General features: G+C 72.8%; 14 protein-coding genes. 5 read left to right on the top strand and 9 right to left on the bottom strand.

Annotation, left to right across the window (positions count from 1 at the left end; translation table 11 throughout):
• Window positions 1-585: 585 nt before the first annotated feature.
• From H7H31_RS34180 to trpS, 3 genes are all read right to left on the bottom strand, one after another.
• A complete protein-coding gene (locus H7H31_RS34180; protein WP_232109992.1) occupies window positions 586-1,395 on the bottom strand; it encodes a TetR/AcrR family transcriptional regulator in 810 nt (269 codons plus the stop codon).
• Between the two features lie 55 nt (window positions 1,396-1,450).
• The gene (locus H7H31_RS21115; RefSeq protein WP_187060477.1) at window positions 1,451-2,131 is read right to left on the bottom strand and encodes a 2'-5' RNA ligase family protein; all 681 of its coding nucleotides are present in this window, start codon (window positions 2,129-2,131) and stop codon (window positions 1,451-1,453) included.
• Between the two features lie 235 nt (window positions 2,132-2,366).
• Window positions 2,367-3,380 (bottom strand): tryptophan--tRNA ligase, encoded by a 1,014-nt coding sequence (gene trpS, locus H7H31_RS21110; protein WP_187060476.1) that lies wholly within the window; start codon window positions 3,378-3,380, stop codon window positions 2,367-2,369.
• Window positions 3,381-3,680: 300 nt separating this feature from the next.
• On the opposite strand from trpS, the gene rocD reads away from it, so the two are divergent.
• Complete coding sequence (gene rocD, locus H7H31_RS21105; RefSeq protein WP_187060475.1) at window positions 3,681-4,910, top strand: ornithine--oxo-acid transaminase; 1,230 nt, start codon at window positions 3,681-3,683, stop codon at window positions 4,908-4,910.
• Between the two features lie 151 nt (window positions 4,911-5,061).
• Here the strand turns inward: rocD and pdxR are convergent, their stop codons facing one another.
• Window positions 5,062-6,570, bottom strand: coding sequence for a MocR-like pyridoxine biosynthesis transcription factor PdxR (gene pdxR / locus H7H31_RS21100; protein WP_187118001.1), 1,509 nt, complete (start codon window positions 6,568-6,570; stop codon window positions 5,062-5,064).
• A gap of 86 nt (window positions 6,571-6,656) precedes the next feature.
• On the opposite strand from pdxR, the gene H7H31_RS21095 reads away from it, so the two are divergent.
• On the top strand, window positions 6,657-7,103 hold the full coding sequence (locus H7H31_RS21095; RefSeq protein ID WP_232109991.1) for a carboxymuconolactone decarboxylase family protein: 447 nt from the start codon (window positions 6,657-6,659) through the stop codon (window positions 7,101-7,103).
• A complete protein-coding gene (locus H7H31_RS21090; protein ID WP_187059675.1) occupies window positions 7,103-7,924 on the top strand; it encodes an isocitrate lyase/PEP mutase family protein in 822 nt (273 codons plus the stop codon). The genes H7H31_RS21095 and H7H31_RS21090 overlap by 1 nt, the downstream gene beginning before the upstream one ends.
• Window positions 7,925-8,541: 617 nt before the next feature.
• Here H7H31_RS21090 and H7H31_RS21085 read toward each other — a convergent pair.
• The 5 genes from H7H31_RS21085 to H7H31_RS21065 form a co-directional block, all read right to left on the bottom strand.
• Entirely contained in the window at window positions 8,542-9,606 is a 1,065-nt protein-coding gene (locus tag H7H31_RS21085; protein WP_187059962.1) for an ABC transporter substrate-binding protein, read from the bottom strand.
• Between the two features lies 1 nt (window position 9,607).
• Entirely contained in the window at window positions 9,608-11,734 is a 2,127-nt protein-coding gene (locus H7H31_RS21080) for an ABC transporter permease (RefSeq protein ID WP_232109990.1), read from the bottom strand.
• On the bottom strand, window positions 11,731-13,077 hold the full coding sequence (locus H7H31_RS21075; protein WP_187118264.1) for a quaternary amine ABC transporter ATP-binding protein: 1,347 nt from the start codon (window positions 13,075-13,077) through the stop codon (window positions 11,731-11,733). Before H7H31_RS21075 ends, H7H31_RS21080 begins: the two co-directional genes overlap by 4 nt.
• Before the next feature lie 113 nt (window positions 13,078-13,190).
• On the bottom strand, window positions 13,191-14,732 hold the full coding sequence (locus H7H31_RS21070) for a GMC family oxidoreductase (RefSeq protein ID WP_187059821.1): 1,542 nt from the start codon (window positions 14,730-14,732) through the stop codon (window positions 13,191-13,193).
• Window positions 14,733-15,101: 369 nt separating this feature from the next.
• Window positions 15,102-16,604: an aldehyde dehydrogenase family protein gene (locus H7H31_RS21065; protein WP_187059937.1), complete on the bottom strand. Its 1,503-nt coding sequence runs from the start codon at window positions 16,602-16,604 to the stop codon at window positions 15,102-15,104.
• Between the two features lie 207 nt (window positions 16,605-16,811).
• Between H7H31_RS21065 and H7H31_RS21060 the strand changes: the two genes are divergently transcribed.
• Window positions 16,812-17,585 carry a hypothetical protein gene (locus H7H31_RS21060; protein ID WP_187059936.1) on the top strand — a complete coding sequence of 258 codons (774 nt, stop codon included), beginning with the start codon at window positions 16,812-16,814 and terminating at the stop codon, window positions 17,583-17,585.
• Window positions 17,586-18,506: 921 nt separating this feature from the next.
• Window positions 18,507-19,742, top strand: coding sequence for a metallophosphoesterase (locus H7H31_RS21055; protein ID WP_187059917.1), 1,236 nt, complete (start codon window positions 18,507-18,509; stop codon window positions 19,740-19,742).
• Window positions 19,743-19,795 lie beyond the last annotated feature (53 nt).

Here is a 19,795-nt window from a genome sequence, read left to right as displayed (position 1 = left end):
GGTCGTCGGGACGGGGAGCCGGTGGGCGCGGGGTAGCCCGGGGCGGTCCCGGCGGCGGTCCCTGCTCGGTCGGGGAAGGCTCAGCCGAGGGCGGCTGGTTCGGGGAAGCCGAGGCCGAAGGCCGATGCGGCGCGTCGGCGGCCACGCCGTGGGGTCGTGAGGTCATCTCGGTACACCTTTCGCGTGGGAGTGGCGGGCGGGCCGGCTCGGCGGGCGCGCTCGCGAGCAGCGCGCATCGCCGCTCGGCGCGCGCCGAGCGGGGCGGACGGTGGAGTGGCGGTATGCGGCGGGGCGCGGCCCCACGGGCTGAGTGGCGGAAGGCGGGTGGTCAGCGGGCGGCCAGCTCCTCTGAACGAGGCCGGAGCCCGAGGCAGCAGGCCGAAGCACGCCAAGCCCACGCCTCGCGCCCGGCCCCGCGCCAGCGCGCCCACGGCCCCCGACCCACGGCCCCCGGCCTCCGTCGCAGCCCCCGACGCGCGGTCAGCGGTCAGCGGTCAGCGGTCAGCGGTCAGCGGTCAGCGGTCAGCGGTCAGCGGTCAGCCCAGGGTGGGGCGGGGCGCCCGTCAGGGGCGCTGGCCTCCTCGCTCAGAGGTGGGAGCCGAGCACGGAGAAGGCGTGGTCGGCGGCGGTGACGGCCGACGGATAGACCTCGTCGGCGCTCTCCCCGTCGGCTATCCGGCGCCAGTTGTCGAGCGCCAGAATGCGCTGCGCCGCTATGACCTGGCTGGCGGTGAGGCGGGCCGTCAGCGCCTCCAGTCCGGTGGGCTCCTCAGGGCCCGGCAGGCCGGCTCCGGCGCCCGGCAGGCCAGGGCCGCCGAGCGGGCCCGGGGCCGCTCCGGCGCCGGGCCCGTGCGCGTCGGCCGGGGCCGCCTCAGCCGGCGGAACATCGACCGGCGGAGCCTCGGCCGGCGGGGTGTCGGCCGGGTGGAGCGCCGCCTCGGGGGCGTGCGCCGCCTCGTACAGCGTGCGGGCCAGGGCCTCCTCGGACCGCGTCGTGTACGCGTACAGCCGCGCCACCAGGCTCGGGGTGCCGTACAGCAGGCGGTGGAAGGCGAGGACCTCGCTGTCGTCGCACAGGCCCGTGACCGGGTCGCGGCGGTCGAGGCCGGCGCGGAAGTGCGCGTGCAGCGCCTGGAGGGGGCTCTGCTCGGGGGCTCGGTCGCGGACCACGCGGCTGGCCTCGCCCTCGTGGTCCGCGAAGCGGTAGAGCGCGAGGTCTTCCTTGGTCGGGAAATAGCGGAACAGCGTGGGCTTGGACACCATGGCCGCGGCGGCGATCTCCGCCACCGAGACCTGGTCGAAGCCCTGCTCGAGGAAGAGCGCGATCGCGGCGTCGGAGATCGCCTGATAGGTGCGCTGCTTCTTGCGCTCGCGAAGACTCGGTTGGCCGTCCATGAGGACAGCCTACCGCTATTGAGACCCGGTTAAAAGTGCGTCGCGGAATCTTTTCTTACTCGGTCACATTCAGCGGTTCGTTCCGCGCCGGACCGTGGCCCCGACTCCGGTCGCGAGCGGAGTCCCGGCCCCGGGCGCGGTCCCGCCCGTCCCGGTCATGGTCCGCGTGCTGCGTCTGGCGCGGGAAGGTCGGGCCCGGACCCCGCCCTCCCGCCGAGCCGAAAGGGTATTCGCGCTCCAACCGCCAGACGCCGTCCTGGCCTTGTTCGTACAAGGCGAAGCCCTCGATGGTCCACGCCGCCTCGTAGTCCTTGAGCTCGGCGTACGCGCGGTCCATCGCCTCCTCGGAGATGCCGTGCGCGATGGTGACGTGGGGGTGGTACGGGAACTGCAGCTCGCGGGCGCACGGCCCGGACGCCGCTCGGACGCGCTCCTGGAGCGCCGTGCAGTCCTCGGCGCCCTCCACGATCTTCACGAAGACGACCGGCGAGAGCGGGCGGAAGGTGTCCGTCCCGGACAGCCGCATCGGGAAGGGGCCCCAGCCGGCCGCGACCTCCGCGAGGTGGCGCTCGATGCCGGGCAGCGCCGCGGCGTCCACCACGGTGGGCGGCAACAGCGTGACGTGCGTGGGGATGCCGTGCGCGGCCGGGTCCCCGAAGCCCGCGCGCCGCTCCTGGAGGAAGCTGCCGTACGGCTCCGGGACCGCGATCGAAACGCCGATCGTTACGGTCCCCACTGCGTTCTCCCTTCCGCACCACTGTCTGGTCAAGCTGTCCGTCACGCCGCACACCTCGTGTCCCTGTCAGGCGGTGGAGCGCCCGTGTCAGTGTGCCGGCTTCCCGGCCGTCCCGGCTAGGTTCCTCGGGCCCCACCGGCCTGGACCAATGCCCCGTCCGCTGCCTAACCGGACCCGGCCACGGTGCCGCCGGGCCGCCGGGCCACCGCCGGCCCGGCGGGCGGGGCGTGGCCGCTCAGTGCTTGGCGGGCAGCAGACCCACCTTGTCGTACGCCAGGGCCAGGGTCTCGGCCGCGACGGTCCGCGCCTTCTCGGCCCCCTTGGCCAGGATGTTGTCCAGCGTCTCGGGGTCGTCCAGGTATTCCTGGGTGCGGCTGCGGAACGGTGTGACCCAGTCGACCATGACCTCCGCAAGGTCGGTCTTCAGCGCGCCGTAGCCCTTGCCCTCGTACTTGCGTTCCAGGTCAGCGATGCTGGTGCCGGTGAGGGTCGCGTAGATGGTGAGCAGGTTGCTCACGCCGGGCTTGTTCTCCTCGTCGAAGCGGATGACGGTGTCCAGGTCCGTCACCGCGCTCTTGATCTTCTTCGCGGAGACCTTGGGCTCGTCCAGCAGGCTGATGATGCCCTTCGGCGTGGACGCCGACTTGCTCATCTTGATCGACGGGTCCTGCAGGTCGTAGATCTTGCCGGTCTCCTTGACGATGTGCGCCGAGGGCACCGTGAAGGCGTGGCCGTAGCGGCTGTTGAACCGCTCCGCGAGGTCCCGGGTCAGCTCGATGTGCTGGCGCTGGTCCTCGCCGACCGGGACCTGGTCGGCCTGGTAGAGGAGGATGTCGGCTACCTGCAGGACCGGGTACGTGAAGAGGCCCACGGTCGTCCGGTCGGCACCCTGCTTGGCCGACTTGTCCTTGAACTGCGTCATGCGGGACGCCTCGCCGAAGCCGGTGAGGCAGTTCATCACCCAGCCGAGCTGCGCGTGCTCGGGCACGTGGCTCTGGACGAAGAGTGTGCACCGGTCCGGGTCCAGTCCGGCCGCCAGCAGTTGCGCGGCGGCGACCCGGGTGTTGGCGCGCAGTTCCCGCGGGTCCTGCGGGACCGTGATCGCGTGGAGGTCGACCACCATGTAGAAGGCGTCGTGGGTTTCCTGCAAGGCGACGTACTGACGGATCGCGCCTAGGTAGTTCCCGAGGTGGAAGGAGCCCGCAGTGGGCTGGATACCGGAGAGCGCGCGGGGACGGTCGTGGGCCATGGCATCCATTCTCTCAGGTACGCGGCGCGATCACGGCCCCCGGTCGAAGACTGGGGGGCGGTTGGCAGCACCCTGCCGCCGCGCGCGAGGCAGGCGCCGGCGCGCGCCAGCGCGCACGGCACGCGCGCGGCACGGGACGACCACGCACGGCGACAGGCCGGCGACCCGCCGACACGGCGTCGGCGGGGCGCGGAAGCGCGGGGCCCACACGGTTGGCTACGCAATTTTTCTTCGCATTCCCCCCGGGCAACGATAGAAAGAAGGCTGAGCCCGCCCCGACTCCGTAAGGATGGAGCGCACGTGACCGCTAGTGAACGCAGCATCGCCGCAGCAGAGGCGCACAGCGCGCACAACTACCACCCGCTGCCCGTCGTCGTCGCCGCCGCGGACGGCGCCTGGGTGACCGATGTCGAGGGGCGCCGCTACCTCGACATGCTCGCCGGATACTCCGCGCTCAACTTCGGACACGGCAACCGCCGCCTCATCGACGCCGCCAAGGCCCAGTTGGAGCGGGTCACGCTGACGTCGAGGGCGTTCCACCACGACAGGTTCGCCGACTTCTGCACGGAGCTTGCCGCGCTGTGTGGCAAGGAGATGGTGCTGCCGATGAACACCGGCGCCGAGGCCATCGAGACCGCGGTCAAGACGGCCCGCAAGTGGGGCTACCAGGTCAAGGGCGTGCCGGACGGGCAGGCCAAGATCGTGGTCGCGGCCGACAACTTCCACGGCCGCACCACGACCATCGTCAGCTTCTCCACCGACCCGGACGCGCGGGCCGACTTCGGTCCGTACACGCCCGGCTTCGAGATCGTCCCGTACGGCGACCTGGCCGCCCTGGAGGCGGCGGTGGACGAGCACACCGTCGCTGTGCTGATCGAGCCGATCCAGGGTGAGGCGGGCGTGCTGGTGCCGCCGGCCGGCTACCTGCCGGGCGTGCGGGAGCTGACCCGGGAGAGGAACGTGCTGTTCATCGCGGACGAGATCCAGTCGGGGCTCGGGCGCACCGGCAGGACCTTCGCCTGCGACCACGAGGACGTGGTTCCGGACGTGTACGTGCTGGGCAAGGCGCTCGGCGGCGGCGTGGTGCCGGTCTCCGCCGTGGTCGCCGACCGCGACGTGCTGGGCGTCTACCGCCCGGGCGAGCACGGCTCCACCTTCGGCGGCAACCCGCTGGCCTGCGCCGTCGCCCTCGAGGTGATCGACATGCTGCGCGGCGGCGAGTACCAGCAGCGGGCCACCGAACTCGGCGAGCACCTGCACCGCGAGCTGGCGGCGCTGACCGGCGGCGGCGCGGTGCGCGAGGTGCGCGGGCGCGGCCTGTGGGCCGGCGTGGACATCGACCCGGCGCTCGGCACGGGCCGCGAGGTCTCCGAGCGGCTGATGGCCCGCGGCGTGCTGGTCAAGGACACCCACGGCAGCACCATTCGGATCGCCCCGCCGCTGGTGGTCAGCAAGGAGGACCTGGACTGGGGCCTTGAGCAGCTCCGCGCCGTGCTGGCCTCGGCCGGCGAGGACGCCCAGGGCAGCTAGGACAGCTAGGGCAGCTAGGACAACCGGCCGACCAGCGAGAGCCGGACAGTCAGCTCTCTCACCTCACTCAGCTCACTCAGCTCGCTCCGCTCACTCACCTCACGAGGAGGCGGGCCCGCCGCGAAAGCCGCGGGCCCGCGCGGGGGCCTCGTTACGGCAGCGCCCGACACAGGGCGTCCAGCGCGCCGGCGTACGCGTGGTCGGGCGGGGTGCCGTAGCCGACGACCAGGGCGTCGCCGATGACGTCGTCGCGCGGGGCGGCGTCGCCGCCGGTGCCCGCGCCGAGCCGGTAGCGGCGCAGGCCCTCCAGGGCCAGGCCCTGCCAGGCCGCGCCGTTGATCACCGACTGCTCGGTGCCCGGCGGGAGTTCGAGGACCGCGTGCAGGCCGGCCGCTATGCCGCTGACCTTGACGTGCGGGGCGCGCTCGGCCAGGGCGGCCACGAGTTGGTCGCGGCGGCGCTGGTAGCGCTGGCGCATGCCGCGTACGTGCCGGTCGTACGCCCCCGAGGTGATGAACTCCGCCAGCGTGAGCTGGTCCAGGCCGCTGGTCTGGGAGCCGGGGCGGCGCTTGAGTTCGGCGACGGCCGCGAACAGCCGCTCGGGCAGCACCAGCCAGCCGAGCCGCAGCGCGGGCGACAGGCTCTTGCTGACGGTGCCCATGTAGACGACGTGTTCGGGGTCCAGGCCCTGCACGGCGCCGACCCGCTGCCCGTCGTAGCGGAACTCGCCGTCGTAGTCGTCCTCCAGGAGCACGCCGCCGGTCTCCACCGCCCACTTGACGGTGGCCGCGCGCCGGTCGGGCGGCAGCGAGACGCCGAACGGGAACTGGTGGGCCGGCGTCATCAGCGCCGCCCTGGCCCCCGTGCTCGCCAACTCCTCGGTGCGCGGGCCGTGTTCGTCGAAGCCGACGGCCACGGTGCGCAGCCCGCAGCCGGTGAGCAGGTCGCGGTGGATGTCCAGGCCGAAGGACTCGACCGCCACCAGGTCGGCGCCGGGCGTGGCGCCGGGCAGCCGCGCGGTGTCGCCGAGCACCTCGCCGACCAGGCGCAGTCCCTCGGACAGGCCCGAGCAGATGAGGATGCGCTCGGGCGCCGCGCGTACGCCCCGGGCGCGGGCGAGGTAGTCGGCGAGCGCCCGGCGCAGTTCGGGGCGACCGGCGACGTGCGTGCCGTAGCCGAAGGCGTCGTTGGGCGCGTGGGTGATGGCCTTGCGGGCGGCGGTCAGCCAGGCGGCGCGCGGGAAGGACGAGACGTCGGGCGAGCCGGGCATCAGGTCGTAGACCGGGGTGGGGGCGGGCGCGGGGCGCGGGGGCGGGCGGCGTACCGGGGTCGGGGGTTCGATGCGGGTCTCGGGGGCGACGGCGCGCTCGGCCACGCGCGTCCCGGAGCCCTGGCGGGCGGTGAGCCAGCCCTCGGCGACGAGTTCGGCGTACGCGTCGGCGACCGTGTTGCGGGCGATGCCCAGGTCGGTGGCGAGGGTGCGGGAGGAGGGCAGGCGGGTGCCGGGGGCGAGCCGGCCGGATCGTACGGCGTCCCGCAGCGCGCTCATCAGCGACGCCCGGACACCTCCCGTTCGGCTCAGCTCCAGGTGGAGGTCGCTGCCGACGGCGAAGTCGGCGGCCTCATCGGACGGCGTCTCAGTGGCCCAAGAATCTGCCATGGAAATGGACCATACCCCTGGGCTAGTGCCGCCGTAGCGTGAGGGCCATGGCGACGAGCGAAACGGCCCGTAGACGGGAGCCGAGGATGGCACTGCCCACCCTCGCGCCCGAGTTCTACAAGGCCATGATCAATCTTGACGCGGCGGCCAGACGGGGTCTCGACCCCGCCCTGATCGAGCTGGTGAAGATTCGCGCGTCGCAGATCAACCACTGTGCCTTCTGCATCACGATGTACACCCGGGACGCGCGGACGGAAGGGGAGAGCGAGGAGCGGATATACCTGCTCAACGCGTGGGAGGAGTCGCCGACGTACTTCACCGCCAAGGAACAGGCAGCGCTCGCGCTGACCGAGGCGGTGACCGTCCTCACCGACGGGTTCGTACCGGACGCGGTCTACGACCGGGCGGCCGAGCATTTCGAGGCCGCCGAACTCGCCCAACTCGTCAGCCTGATCATCACGATCAACGCGTGGAACCGGATCAGCGTGACCACGCGGATGTCCCCCGGTAAACCGCCCTCCGAGGAGCTGTGATGCCCCCCACCCACCCTGACGACACAGCGGACACCGCTGAGAACGGCAACGCCGCTCACGCCGCCGACGCTGACAACGCTGAGAACACGGCCAAGGCGTTCCTGGCCCTGCACCACGGTCGGGCGCCGGCCGACCCGCTGATCCTTCCCGGTCCCTGGGACGCGGCCAGCGCGCGGATCTTCGCCGACGCCGGCTTCCCGGCGCTGGCGACGCCGAGCGCGGGCATCGCGGCCTCGCTCGGCTACGAGGACGGCGGCGGCACGCCGGTCGACGAGATGTTCGCGGCGATCACCCGCATCACCCGGGTGGTGGACATCCCGGTGTCGGCCGACGTCGAGGACGGCTACGGCCTGGCCCCGGCCGAGTTGGTGGAGCGGCTGCTCGAAGCGGGCGTGGTGGGCTGCAACCTGGAGGACACCGACCTGGCGACGGGCCAGCTCAAGGACGCCCGGCAGCACGCCGACTGGCTGGCACAGGTGCGCCAGGAGGCCGGCGACCGGCTGGTGATCAACGCCCGGGTGGACACCTTCCTGCGCGGCGACACCAGCGCGGCGGCGGCCATCGAGCGGGCCAGGATGTACGTCGCGGCGGGCGCGGACGTGATCTACCCGCTGCTGGCTCCGGTCGAGTTGGTCACGGAGCTGTCCCAGGGCGTCGGCGCGCCGCTGAACATGGCCGCCATGCCCGGCGGCCCGTCCCTGGCCGAGATCGGCGAGCTGGGAGCGGCCCGGATCACCTTCGGGCCCGGGCTGTTCCACGAGGCGATGGAAGCGCTGCGCGGCCACGCCGAGCGACTGCGCTCGGCCCAGCCCAGCGCGTAGCCCCTGATCGGGAGCGCCGGACACGGGGGTTCTGGCGCCCCTGGCCTCCGCCACGGTCCATCCGTGGCGGAGGCCCACAGAGCGGGCCGGTGGGGTGGGACGCGTACGACGGGGGACGTGCGTACGACGGGGGCCACCTCACCGGCCGGATCGCCGGGCAGCGGGGCGTGGCGGGCGCCTCGCCACCCGCGGGCTGGCCCATCGGGGCCAGGCCGCGCGGGAGCCCGGTGCACGACGCCGGGGCCCGCGGGCCCGGTGGTACGGAGCGTCGCGGTCCACGGGCCGCGGCGTGACGGGGGAGCCACGTCGCACGGGGGCGACGGGGCACACGGGGGGCCGCGCCACCACGGGGGTGGCACGGCGACACGGGGGGAACCGCGCCGCCTGCTCGGGGCGCGGCGCACGGGGGAAAGCCCGGCCGCTTCATCGGCGGCCTGGCGCAACGGGGGTGCCGGACCGCCTGTCGGACGGCCGGCCGTACGGGGGAAACCGCGGCGCACGGGGGCACCGCGGCGGGCCGCCGGAATGCCTGGCATTTCGGCGGCCCTTTTCCGCGTTCGCTGTCCGGCGCGCCTACCCGGCCGCGGTGGCGCCGGTGCAGGAAGAGGACGGAAGAGTTACGGGAGCCACCGCTTCCACACCTCCGGGTTGGCCTTGACCCAGCGCTCGGCGGCCTCGTCGGCCGACAGGCCCTGGGAGGCGATCATCTCCGAGACGTCGTTCTGGTGCTCCTTCGACCAGTGGAACTTCCTGAGGAACCGGGCCGCGTCGCCGCCCTTGTCCGCGAAGTCCGCGTTCAGGTACTTCTGCAGCGGGGTCGTCGGGTAGGCGCAGTCGACGGAGGCCGGGTCCTCGGTGCCCCGGGTGGCGCACTCCTCGGTGTACTCGGGCAGCTTCACCTCGACCATCGGCACCTCGTTGAACAGCCACTGCGGCTCGTACCAGTAGGTCAGGAACGGCTTCTTCTCCTTGGCGAACTGCTTGATCTGGGTGATCTGCGCCGCCTCGGACCCCGCGAAGACCACCTGGTAGTCCAGGCCCAGGTTCTTCACCAGCGCCTTGTCGTGGGTGACGTAGGACGGCGAGCCGTCGAGGAGTTGACCCTTCTTGCCGCTCTCGGCCGTGCGCAACCGGTGCGCGTACTTGTTGAGGTTCTTCCAGTCGGTGACGTCCGGGTGCGCGTCGGCGAAGTACTTCGGCACCCACCAGCCGATGTGGCCCTGGACGCCGAGGTCGCCGCCGCGCGCGATGGTCTTCTTCTCCTCGACGTACCGCCGCTCCTGCTCCGGGTGGCCCCAGTCCTCCAGGATCGCGTCCACCCGGCCCTGGCTGAGCGCGTCCCAGGCCGGCACCTCGTCCACCTGCACGGTGTCCACGCGGTAGCCCAGCTCGTGCTCCAGCAGATACGCGGCGACCGCCACGTTGCCCTGCGCGCCCACCCAGGACTGGACGGAGAGGGTGACGGTCTTCGCGCCGGACACGTTCGCGTACGGGGACGACTGCTTGGTCATGTCGGCCTTGCCGCAGCCGGTGAGGGTCAGCAGCGACGCCACCGCGGCGAGCGCGCCGACCGTGCGCGCCCGCCCACCGAGCCGGCGCCTCCCGCGCGCGGGCGCGGCGGACCGGCGGGAGGCGGCCGGGTGGGCGCGCGGGGTGCGGGAGTTTGGCGTACGGATGGCCATGTCAGGCTCCCTTCCGGGCGCGGCGCGCCGTCGGCTGCGTCACGCGGTCGAGCATCAGGCCCAGGCAGACGATGGCCGCGCCCGCGACGAGGCCGGTGGCCAGGTCGCCCTGGGCCAGGCCGAACAGCACCTCGTAGCCGAGGCCGCCGCCATCCACCAGCGAGCCGATGATGACCACGGCCAGCACCAGGACGACGCCCTGGTTGACCGCGAGCAGCAGCGCGGGCCTGGCGACCGGGAGTTGCACCTGGCGCAGTTGCTGGCCACGGCTCGCGCCGAGGGAGCGGGCGGCCTCCAGGGCCGCCGGGTCCACCTGGCGCAGCCCCTGGGTGGTGATGCGCACCACCGCGGGGAGCGCGTAGACGATGGCGGCGGCAGCGGCCGGGGCGCGCCCTACGCCGAACAGCGCGACCACCGGGATCAGGTACACGAACTGCGGCATCGTCTGGAACACGTCGAGCACCGGACGCAACAGCCGCTCCAGGCGCTCGCTGCGGGCCGCCGCGATGCCGATCGCGAAGCCGATGACGAGCGTGACGGCGACGGCGGCCAGAACCTGGGAGAGGGTGTTCATCGACTCGTCCCACACGCCGAGCACCCCGACGGCGGCCATCGCCAGGGTGGCGGTCAGGGCCGTGCCCCAGGTGCCGATCAGCCAGGCGAGGGCGGCGACGATCAGCAGCGCCGACCACCACGGCAGGCCCTGCAGGCCGTCGCGCAGCGGGTCGAGCACCCAGGAGGTGAAGTGGCCGGCCCAGTCGGCGGTGCCGCCGACGACCGGGACGCCCGAGTAGAGGTGGTCGGTCATCCAGTCGACGGCGTCGTTGACGGGCTCGGCGATCTCCACCGTCCAACTCCTCGGCCACGTCAGCGAGTCGGCGAGTTGGCCCGCGACCAGGGTCGCGGCGACGGCCCAGCCGTCCAGGCCGCGCAGCCAGCGCGGGGCGGCCGGGGCGTGGGAGTGCTCGCCCGCGGCGGCGGTCGTCCGGTCCAGGACGACGGCCAGCAGCACGATCGGGATGCCGGCGGCCAGCGCGGCCCCGACGTCGACCGACGACAGCGCCTGGTAGACCCGGTCACCGAGGCCGCCGCCGCCGATCATGGACGCGATCACGGCCATCGAGAGCGCCATCATGATCGTCTGGTTGAGGCCGAGGAGCAGCTCCCTGCGGGCCAGCGGCAGCCGGGCGGTCACCAGGCGCTGCCAGCGGCTGGCGCCCAGCGAGTCGACGGCCTCAAGGACGCCGGGGTCGGCGCCGCGCAGCCCGAGCGCGGTGAGCCGGGCCATGGGCGGGGCCGCGTAGATGACGGTGGCCAGCACCGCACCCGGCACGCCGATCCCGAAGACCAGGACGACGGGCAGCAGGTACGCGAACGCCGGCAGCACCTGCATGGTGTCGAGCACCGGGCGCAGCACCCGGAAGGCCCGCTCGAACAGCCCGCCGGCCAGCCCCAGCAACCCGCCGACCACGACGGACAGCGCGACCGCGACGACCATCAGCGCGAGCGTCTGCATGGTCGGCACCCACATGCCGAGCAACCCGCACACCGCGAACGAGACGGCGCTGGTCAGCGCGGTCCGCGCGCCCGCGGTGCGCCAGGCGACCAGCGTCGCGGCGGCGGTGACGCCGGTCCAGCCGAGGGCGAGCAGCACCAGGTAGACGCCGCGTACCGAGGCCACGATGCCGTTGCTGATGTGCCCGAAGAAGTAGAGGAACAGCGGGTGGCTGTCGCGGTTGTCGATGATCCAGTCGTTGGTGTCGGTCAGCGGGTCCGTCAGGTCGACGGTCAGCGCCTCGGGCCAGCTCCCGCTGGACCACTTGGCGTGCGCGATCGGCACCAGCACGGCGGCCAGCACGGCGAGCACCGCGAGCTTGTGCAGGCCACGGTGGCGCAGCAGCGCGCGGAGGCGGCTCTGGCCGCCGCCGTCGCCCCCGGCGGGGGCGGTCCCGGGGTGGGGCTTGGCCTTGGGCTTGGGCTTGCGGGCTCCCGTGCTGGTGCCTGTGATGTCTTTGGTGTCTGTGGTGCCCGTGCTGCCTGTGCTCGGCGCGTCGGCGGCCGGAGTGGCGGCGGGGTCGGCGCTGGGCGCGGACCCCTGGCCGGTGGCGGGCGGGGTGGCGGCGCTCATCCGCGGCCCCCCGTGCCGGCCGCCGCGGCGGATTCGGTGCCGTCGCCCGGGGGTTCGGGGGCCGGCACGGGGTTCTGGTCGGGGGACTGGCCGGTGGTCGGGTCGGGCGTTGGGGCGTCCGTGGTCGTGGCGGGCGGATCGACCGGGGTAGGGGCGGTCGGGTCGTCCGCGCGGGTGGTGGCCGGGCCGTCCGCGTGGGTGGCGGCCGGCGCTGCGGGGCCGGGGATGGGGGCCGGGACGCCGGGAGCGGTGGCGGTGGCCGGCTCGTCCAGCCCGGCGACGACATCGAGCAGGCGGGCGTGGTCGACCACGCCGAGGCAGCGGCCGGCGTCCATCACGCGGGCCGGGCCGCCGGAGCGGGCCACGGCCTCGATGGCCTGCGCGACGGTGGCGCCCGGCGCCAACGCGGGACCCTGGTCGGCCTCGCCGGGGCGGACCGGGCGCATCGCGCGGCGGACGGTGAGCACCTGCTCGCGGGGCACGTCGCGGACGAAGTCCCGTACGTACGCGTCCGCCGGAGAGCCCACGATCTCTTCGGGCGTGCCGAGTTGCACGATCCGACCGTCGCGCATCAGCGCGATGCGGGTGCCCAGGCGCAGCGCCTCGCTCAGGTCGTGGGTGATGAAGACCATGGTGCGACCCTCGTCGCGGTGCAGGCGGATGACCTCCTCCTGCATGTCGCGCCGGATCAACGGGTCGAGCGCGCTGAACGGCTCGTCGAACAGCAGCACCTCGGGGTCGACCGCCAGCGCGCGGGCCAGGCCCACGCGCTGCTGCTGGCCGCCGGAGAGTTGGCCGGGCCGGCGGTGCTCCAGGCCGGTCAGGCCGACCTTGGCCACCATCTCGGCGGCCTTCGCGCGCCGCCGCGCCTTGCCCAGGCCCTGCACCTCAAGGCCGTACGCGACGTTGTCGAGCACCGTGCGGTGCGGCAACAGGCCGAAGTGCTGGAAGACCATGGCGGCCCGGTGCCGGCGCAGTTCGCGCAGCCGGGAACGGTCCATGGCGAGCACGGACTCGCCGTCGATGTCCACGCTGCCGCTGGTCGGCTCGATCAGCCGGGTCAGGCAGCGCACCAGCGTGGACTTGCCCGATCCGGACAGGCCCATCACGACGAACACCTCGCCCTTGCGGACGTCGAAGCTCACGCCGCGCACGGCCGCCGTGCAGCCGGTGCGCTCGCGCAACTCGGCGGCCGGCAGGTCGGCTTCGGGGCTGCCGGGAATCCGGTCGGCCTTCGGTCCGAAGACCTTCCACAGGTCGCGCACCGCGAAGACGGCCGGGGCGCCCGCCTGCCCGGTGGCCGGGGTGGCGGCAGCCGTACGGGTCGGGGTGGCGGCAGCCACGCTGGTCGAGGTGGCGGCAGTCACGCTGGTCGGGGCGGCGGCGTCGGAGCGCGCGCGTTCCGACGCCGGCGGTTTCGGTCCCCGCGTGTTGTCCTGGGAGTGACGGGCGCTGCTCACGCGGCACCTCCCGGCGTCTGGGTGCGCACCAACATCTCGGCGCACTTCTCCCCCACCATCAGGACCCCGATCATGGGGTTGACGGCCGGCATCGTCGGGAAGACCGACGCGTCGGCTATGCGCAGGTTCCGCAGCCCGCGCACCCGCAACTCCGGGTCCACGACCGCCAGTTCGTCGTCACCCGCGCCCATCCGGCAGGTGCCGGCGGGGTGGTAGACGGTGTGCGCGACCTTACGGGCGTACTCGCTGATCTCCTCGTCCGAGGTGACCTCAGGGCCCGGGCACACCTCGCGCCCCAGCCAACCGGCCAGCGGCTCCTGCGCCGCGACCCGGCGCGCGATCTTGATGCCGTCCACCAGGGTGCGGCCGTCGTAGTCGTCCTCGTCCGTGAAGTACCGGAAGTCGAGGGCGGGCTTGACGGCCGGGTCGGCGCTGGTGAGGTAGAGCCGGCCGCGACTGCGCGGCTTGGGGATGTTGGGCGTCATCGACACGCCGTGCGCGGGCTTCTCGTAGCCGAGGCGCTCCGGGTTGTCGGTGAAGGGGATCTGGTAGAAGTGGAACATCAGGTCCGGACCACGGGATTCGGGGTCGCGGCGTACGAACAGGCCGGCGTCGGAGTCCATCGCCGAGTTGTCCGGGATCGGGCCGTTGGTCTCCCACACGATGACCGACTCGGGGTGGTCGAGCAGGTTCTCGCCGACGCCCGGCAGGTCGTGGACGACGGGGATGCCCAGTGCCTCCAGGTCGCCGCGCGGGCCGATGCCCGAGTGCATCAGCAGCCGCGGGGTGTCCACCGCGCCCGCGCACACCAGCACCTCGCGCGACGCCTCGACGAGTTCCTCGGTGCCGTCCTTGGCCCGCACCCACACGCCGGTGGCCCGGTCCGCGTCGAGTTCGAGGCGGTAGGCCCAGGTCTCCAGGAGGAGGGTGAGGTTCGGCCGGTCGCCCGCCTCGATGTGCGGGTGCAGGTAGGCGACGGAGGCGGAGGAGCGCTTGTTGTCCTCCGGGTGGTACGCCAGGTCGAAGAAGCCGACCCCCTCGTGGAACGGCGCCTTGTTGAACCCCTCGACGCGCGGCACGTCGAGCGCGGTCTGGGCGGCGGCGACGAAGTCGCTGGCTATCGCGTTCCGGTCCTTCTCGTGCACCGGCACGATGTTGTTGCGCAGCCGGGCGAAGTACGGGTCCATGGACTCCGCGTCCCAACCCCGCGCGCCGGCCTCGGCCCACTCGTCCCAGTCGCCGGGCAGCGGCTTGAAGCTGATCAGCGTGTTGTGCGAGGAGCAACCGCCGAGGACCCGGGCGCGGCTGTGCCGGATGTGCGAGTTGCCGCGCGGCTGCTCGGTGGTCGGGTAGTCGTAGTCGAGGTCGCCGCCGAGCAGGCCGAGCCAGCGGCGCAGGGTAAGCACGTCGGGGCGGTCGATGTCGGTGGGACCGCCCTCGATGACGGCGACGGTGACGTTCGGGTCCTCGGTCAGCCGGGAGGCGATCACCGAGCCGGCGGTGCCACCGCCGACCACGACGTAGTCGTAAACGGACATGGAGGGTCGCTCCTTCTGCAAGGTACGTGCGTGAACGTGGGACGTGGGCAGGCGGGTTGGCGTGCCTGCGGGGGTGGGCGGGCTGGTACGTCCGCCGGGGGCGGCGGGGGGTGCTGGCGGGTCCGCGCGGGGAGGTGCTGGCGCGTCCGCGCGGGTGGGGCGGGCTCGCGTGCCCGCGAGGGTGCTGGCGCTTGCGCGCGGGTGCGCGGGTGCGTGGGCTGGCGGGTCCGCGGCGGCCGGCGGGCTGATCCGCCGGCGGCCGTGGGCGGGTTGGCGCGCCCGCGGGGGCGGGCGGGTTGGGGGTGCCCGCGAGGACGAGCGGGCCGGGGTGCCCGCGAGGACGGGCGGGCCGGGGTGCCCGCGGGGGCGTCAGCCCGCGAACCAGCGGACGGGCCGCGGGTCCAGGTTCTGGTAGATGTGCTTGGCCTCGCGGTACTCCGCCAGACCCGTGGGGCCCAACTCCCGCCCCACGCCGGACTTGCCGAACCCGCCCCACTCGGCCTGCGGCAGGTACGGGTGGTAGTCGTTGATCCACACGGTGCCGTGCCGCAGCCGCCCGGCGACCCGGCGGGCGCGGCCCGCGTCGGAGCTCCACACGGCGCCCGCGAGCCCGTACTCGGTGTCGTTGGCCAACGCCACCGCCTCGTCCTCGGTACGGAAGGTCTCCACGGTGAGGATGGGCCCGAAGGTCTCCTCGCGGACCACGCGCATCTCGCGGTGGCACTGGTCGAGCACGGTGGGGGCGAAGAAGAACCCGGTGGCGGGGCGGTGCGCGGCGGGCTCGGGCTGGCCGCCGCCGCAGCGCAGCGACGCGCCCTCGGCGAGCGCCGACTCCACGTACGCCCGCGTCTTCTCCCACTGCTGCCGCGAGACGAGCGGGCCGCACTCGACGCCGGGCTCAGTGCCCCGGCCGAGCTTGATCCGCTCGGCGCGGCGGGCGAGTTCGGCGACGAAGCGCTCGCGTACGGACTCCTCGACGATCAGCCGGGCGCCCGCCGAGCAGACCTGGCCGCTGTGGATGAACGCGGCGTTCAGCGCCTGGTCGACGGCGGTGTCGAAACCCTCGTCGGTGGCGCAGGCGTCGGCGAAGACGACGTTGGGGTTCTTGCCGCCCAGTTCGAGGGCGACCTTCTTCACGGTCGGCGCGGCGGCCTGGGAGACCTTCGTACCGCTGGCGAGGCCGCCGGTGAACGAAACGAGATCGACGTCCGGGTGTTCCGACATGCGGGCGCCCACCGGGTCGCCCGCGCCGGTCACCAGGTTCGCCACGCCGGCCGGCAACCCGGCCTCCACCAGGAGGCGCACCAGGTGGACGGTGGACAGCGGGGTGACCTCGCTGGGCTTGAGGACGAAGGTGTTGCCCGCGGCCAACGCCGGGGCGACCTTCCAACTCGCCTGGAGCAGCGGGTAGTTCCATGGCGTGATCAGCGAACAGACGCCGACCGGCTCGTGGACGACCACGCTGTGCACGTCCGGGCTGCCCGCGTCCACGACCCGGCCGCCGCTCTCGTTCATCACGAGGTCGGCGAAGTAGCGGAAGGCGGCGGTCACGTCGTCGACGTCGACCCGACCCGCCTCCAGGGTCTTGCCGGTGTCCCGGCTCTCGGTCAGCGCGATCTCCTCGCGGTCCCGCTGGAGAAGGTCGGCCACCCGGCGCAGCAACGCGGCGCGCTCGGCCACCGGCGTACGCGGCCACGGCCCGCTGTCGAAGGCCCGGCGCGCCGCGGCGACCGCCGCGTCAACGTCGGACGCGTCGCTTTCGGCCACCGTTGCGAGGGTGGTCGCGTCCGCTGGGTCGAGCACCTCCCGCTCGGCGCCACTGGCAGCCGCTCGCCACTCTCCGTCAACATGGATGGTCTCGATCGCCGACACGTTGGTTCTGCCTTCCGATACACCGAAATGTTCCGCCGCTGGTCACACCAGCAACCGGAACCCCTCCCCGGAAGACACCAACGTATGCATCACTTTTCATGGAAAGTGGTCTGTCTCACTACCTGTAATTAAGCGTGGCAAGCTTTGGGGAGTAAAGAGCTGATAAATTCACCCTCCGCTAGTTAACTGAGGGGGATGGATCTCACCATGACGAGGAAGTACGGCGTGCTGGCCGCGACGGCCTGTGTGGTTGCGGTGCTGGGCCTGACGGGCTGCGGCGACGACAACAAGAGCGACAAGGCGTCGCAGGAGCCAAAGAACGAACTCGCCGACCTGTCGGCGCAGCAGATCTCCGACAAGGCCAAGGAGGCCCTGCTCGGCGCGACCTCGCTGCGCATAAAGATGGACCAGGGCACCGGCGCGGAGTCGATGAAGATCAACCTGGCCCTCGACAAGAAGGGCAACTGCAACGGCACCATCGGTGATGCCCAGGGCGCCAGCTCCGAGCTGATCAAGGCCGACACCAAGGTCTGGATGAAGCCGAACGCCAAGTTCTGGACGCAGCCCGACGTCGGCGGCAAGGAGGGCGAGGCGGCGGCCGAGCTGTTCAAGGACCGCTACATCCACGGCACCACCGACGACGAAATGCTCAAGGACAGCGCCGAGATGTGCAACCTGTCGGCGATGCAGGCATCCATCAAGTCGGACAGCGACACCAAGGACAAGCTGACCAAGGGCGAACCCACCAAGCTCGGCAGCCAGCTCGTCGTCCCCCTCACGGGCCCGAGCGACGGCGGCGGCAAGCAGACGATGTACGTCGCCGCCACCGGCAAGCCGTACCCGCTCAAGATCAGCGTTGTGGGCGGCAACGAGCCCGGCACGGTCGAGCTGAACGACTACGAGAAGCCCGTCGACACCACCCCGCCGCCCGCGAGCGAGGTCATCGACATCGCGAAGTTCGAGGAGCAGTTCGGCAAGTAGGTGGCCGGTCGGGGCGCGGTAGCCGGTGGCTGGCCAGTTGGCTGGTTGGCTGGATAGCCGGGTGGCTGGATAGCCGGCGGTGCCGGGCCGGTCTGGGCTCGGTGCCGGGCCGGGCTGGGCTCGGCGCGGCGCCTCGGCTTGGCGTCTTGGCTGGGGTTGGTGGGGTCTGGTCTCCGTCGCGTGGCTTGCTCGCTCGGGGCTCGGCTTGGTCCGGCTTGGCGCCTCGGCTGGGCTGGGCTCGGCGCCGGGTCGGTCTGGGCTCGGCGCCTCGGCTTGGCGTCTTGGCTGGGGTTGGTGGGGTCTGGATCTCCGTCGCGTGGCTTGCTCGCTCGGGGCTCGGCTTGGCGCCTCGGCCTGGTTCGGCTTGGCGCCTTGGCTGGGCTGGGCTGGGCTTGGTGGGGCCTGGCCTCCGTTGCGTGGCTTGCTCGCTCGGGGCTCGGCGCGGCGCCTGGGCTTGGTTCGGATTGGCGCCTCGGCTGGGCTCGTTCGGGCTGGGGTTCGGGTTGAGGGGCGGGGCTCGGCTGGGTCTATCGGAGCGATTCGCCGGCTCTTTCGGGGCGACTCGCTACGGCCGGTCTCAGCCCGACCCGGCTCAGGTGGCCAAGCCCCTACGGCCTGGCCGGTCCGCTGCCCCGACTCTCAGGACCCGCACCTCGGCTTCTTCTACGGCCCGCCTCGCCGCTCGGCGCGGGGCGGGCCGTTGGCGTGGGGGCGTTGGCGGGGGTTGCAGGAGGGGGCGTTGGCGTGAGGGCGTTGGCGGCGTGAGGGGGGCGGAGGCGGGGTCCCGGAGGCGCCGTGTGGGGGCGGGGCCCCTCCCCCTCCCCCCCTCCCCCTCCCCTCCTCCCCCGCCGCCCGCAGACCTTCACCGGGTGTTCGCGGCCCCTCCACCAGCGGGTCGAAGTTACCTGCGAGAAACCTGGCATGTGCGATGACGAATACACACCGCCGCGCCCGGATCTGACCGAGAGGCAGTGGCTCGACCTCGACGACAGCATCGTCACCACCGGCCGGCCCGCCGCCGAGCCCGTCGTCGGGGCCGCTGGTTCGGGCGTGGGTCGCCGCACCGTGCTGGGCGGCGCGGTGGCCGGGGCGGCGGCGCTCGCCCTGCTACCGCAGGCAGCTCAGGCGGCGCAGGCCGCGCGGGCGGCGAGCGGTGCCCCGGTGGACAAGTTCCCCCTGCCCAGCCGGCCGGGGCCCGGGGGTTCGTATGCGGTGCTGGTCACCGGGGACGCGGGCACCGGCAACGAGGCCCAGTACGCCGTCGCCGAAGCCGCGAGGAAGGTGTGCCGCACCGAGGGTGTCGGGCTGGCCGTTGGCCTGGGCGACAACCTGTATGAGAACGGGCCGGAGTCGGCGCACGACGACGAGTTCCACACCAAGTTCGAGAAGCCCAACACCGGCATCGACGTGCCGTGGCTGATGGTCCTGGGCAACCACGACTGCTCCGGGCTGATACCCGGCAGCGGCGGCGACCCCTCGCGTGGTGACCGCGAGGTGGCGTACGCGACGACGTCGCGCCGCTGGCACATGCCCGCGCGCTACTACTCGACCGCGCTGCCGGCCGGCCCCGGCAGAGGCGCGCCCGTGGTGGAGTTCTTCGCGGTGGACACCAACCCGGTGGCCTCGACCGTCACACAACTCGACCCGTATTTCCGCTGGGACGGCCCGTACATGCGCGAGCAGCGGCGTTGGTTGGACTCGGCGCTCACCGCTTCCCGTGCCACCTGGAAGATCGTCATCGGGCACCACCCGTACCTGAACAACGGCAAGCACGGTAGTGCGGGCTCCTATGACGGCTTCACGGTCGGCCACTACACCAGCGGCGTGCACCTCAAGGAGCTGTATGAGGAGGTGGTGTGCGGCCGGGCCGATCTGATTCTGTCCGGGCACGATCACACCCAGCAGATCCTTGAGCCCACCAAGCGGTCGCGGGGCACGCGGCAGATCGTGTGCGGCACCGCGGGCAAGAAGGGCGACGGCAAGGCACATGACGATCACCCGGCGCGCTGGCAGGACTTCGGCCAGCACGGCTTCATGGTGATGAAGGTGTCGACGGGCGAGCTGACCATCGACGCCTACACCGTGGACGTGGCCACTGCCACCGCCACGCGGGTCCATCGCTTCACCTCCACTTCGGCGCTGAGCGCACGCTCCTGACGCTCTGCCAGTCACGACGCCAGCGGCAGGGGCGCGTCCGGTGAGAACGCGCC

Origin of the sequence: Streptomyces buecherae, from assembly GCF_014295035.1 — a bacterium.
GTDB classification, from domain to species: domain Bacteria; phylum Actinomycetota; class Actinomycetes; order Streptomycetales; family Streptomycetaceae; genus Streptomyces; species Streptomyces youssoufiensis.
Note: the sequence above shows the minus strand (reverse complement) of the source record. Positions and strands in the feature narration are given on the sequence as shown.

Bases quoted from the DNA above. Each gene is read 5' to 3' on its own strand.
- H7H31_RS34180 (WP_232109992.1), bottom strand. From the start codon at position 1,395: ATGGACGGCCAACCGAGTCTTCGCGAGCGCAAGAAGCAGCGCACCTAT.
- trpS (WP_187060476.1), bottom strand. From the start codon at position 3,380: ATGGCCCACGACCGTCCCCGCGCGCTCTCCGGTATCCAGCCCACTGCG.
- pdxR (WP_187118001.1), bottom strand. From the start codon at position 6,570: ATGGCAGATTCTTGGGCCACTGAGACGCCGTCCGATGAGGCCGCCGAC.
- H7H31_RS21095 (WP_232109991.1), top strand. From the start codon at position 6,657: ATGGCACTGCCCACCCTCGCGCCCGAGTTCTACAAGGCCATGATCAAT.
- H7H31_RS21090 (WP_187059675.1), top strand. From the start codon at position 7,103: ATGCCCCCCACCCACCCTGACGACACAGCGGACACCGCTGAGAACGGC.
- H7H31_RS21085 (WP_187059962.1), bottom strand. From the start codon at position 9,606: ATGGCCATCCGTACGCCAAACTCCCGCACCCCGCGCGCCCACCCGGCC.
- H7H31_RS21080 (WP_232109990.1), bottom strand. From the start codon at position 11,734: ATGAGCGCCGCCACCCCGCCCGCCACCGGCCAGGGGTCCGCGCCCAGC.
- H7H31_RS21070 (WP_187059821.1), bottom strand. From the start codon at position 14,732: ATGTCCGTTTACGACTACGTCGTGGTCGGCGGTGGCACCGCCGGCTCG.
- H7H31_RS21060 (WP_187059936.1), top strand. From the start codon at position 16,812: ATGACGAGGAAGTACGGCGTGCTGGCCGCGACGGCCTGTGTGGTTGCG.
- H7H31_RS21055 (WP_187059917.1), top strand. From the start codon at position 18,507: ATGTGCGATGACGAATACACACCGCCGCGCCCGGATCTGACCGAGAGG.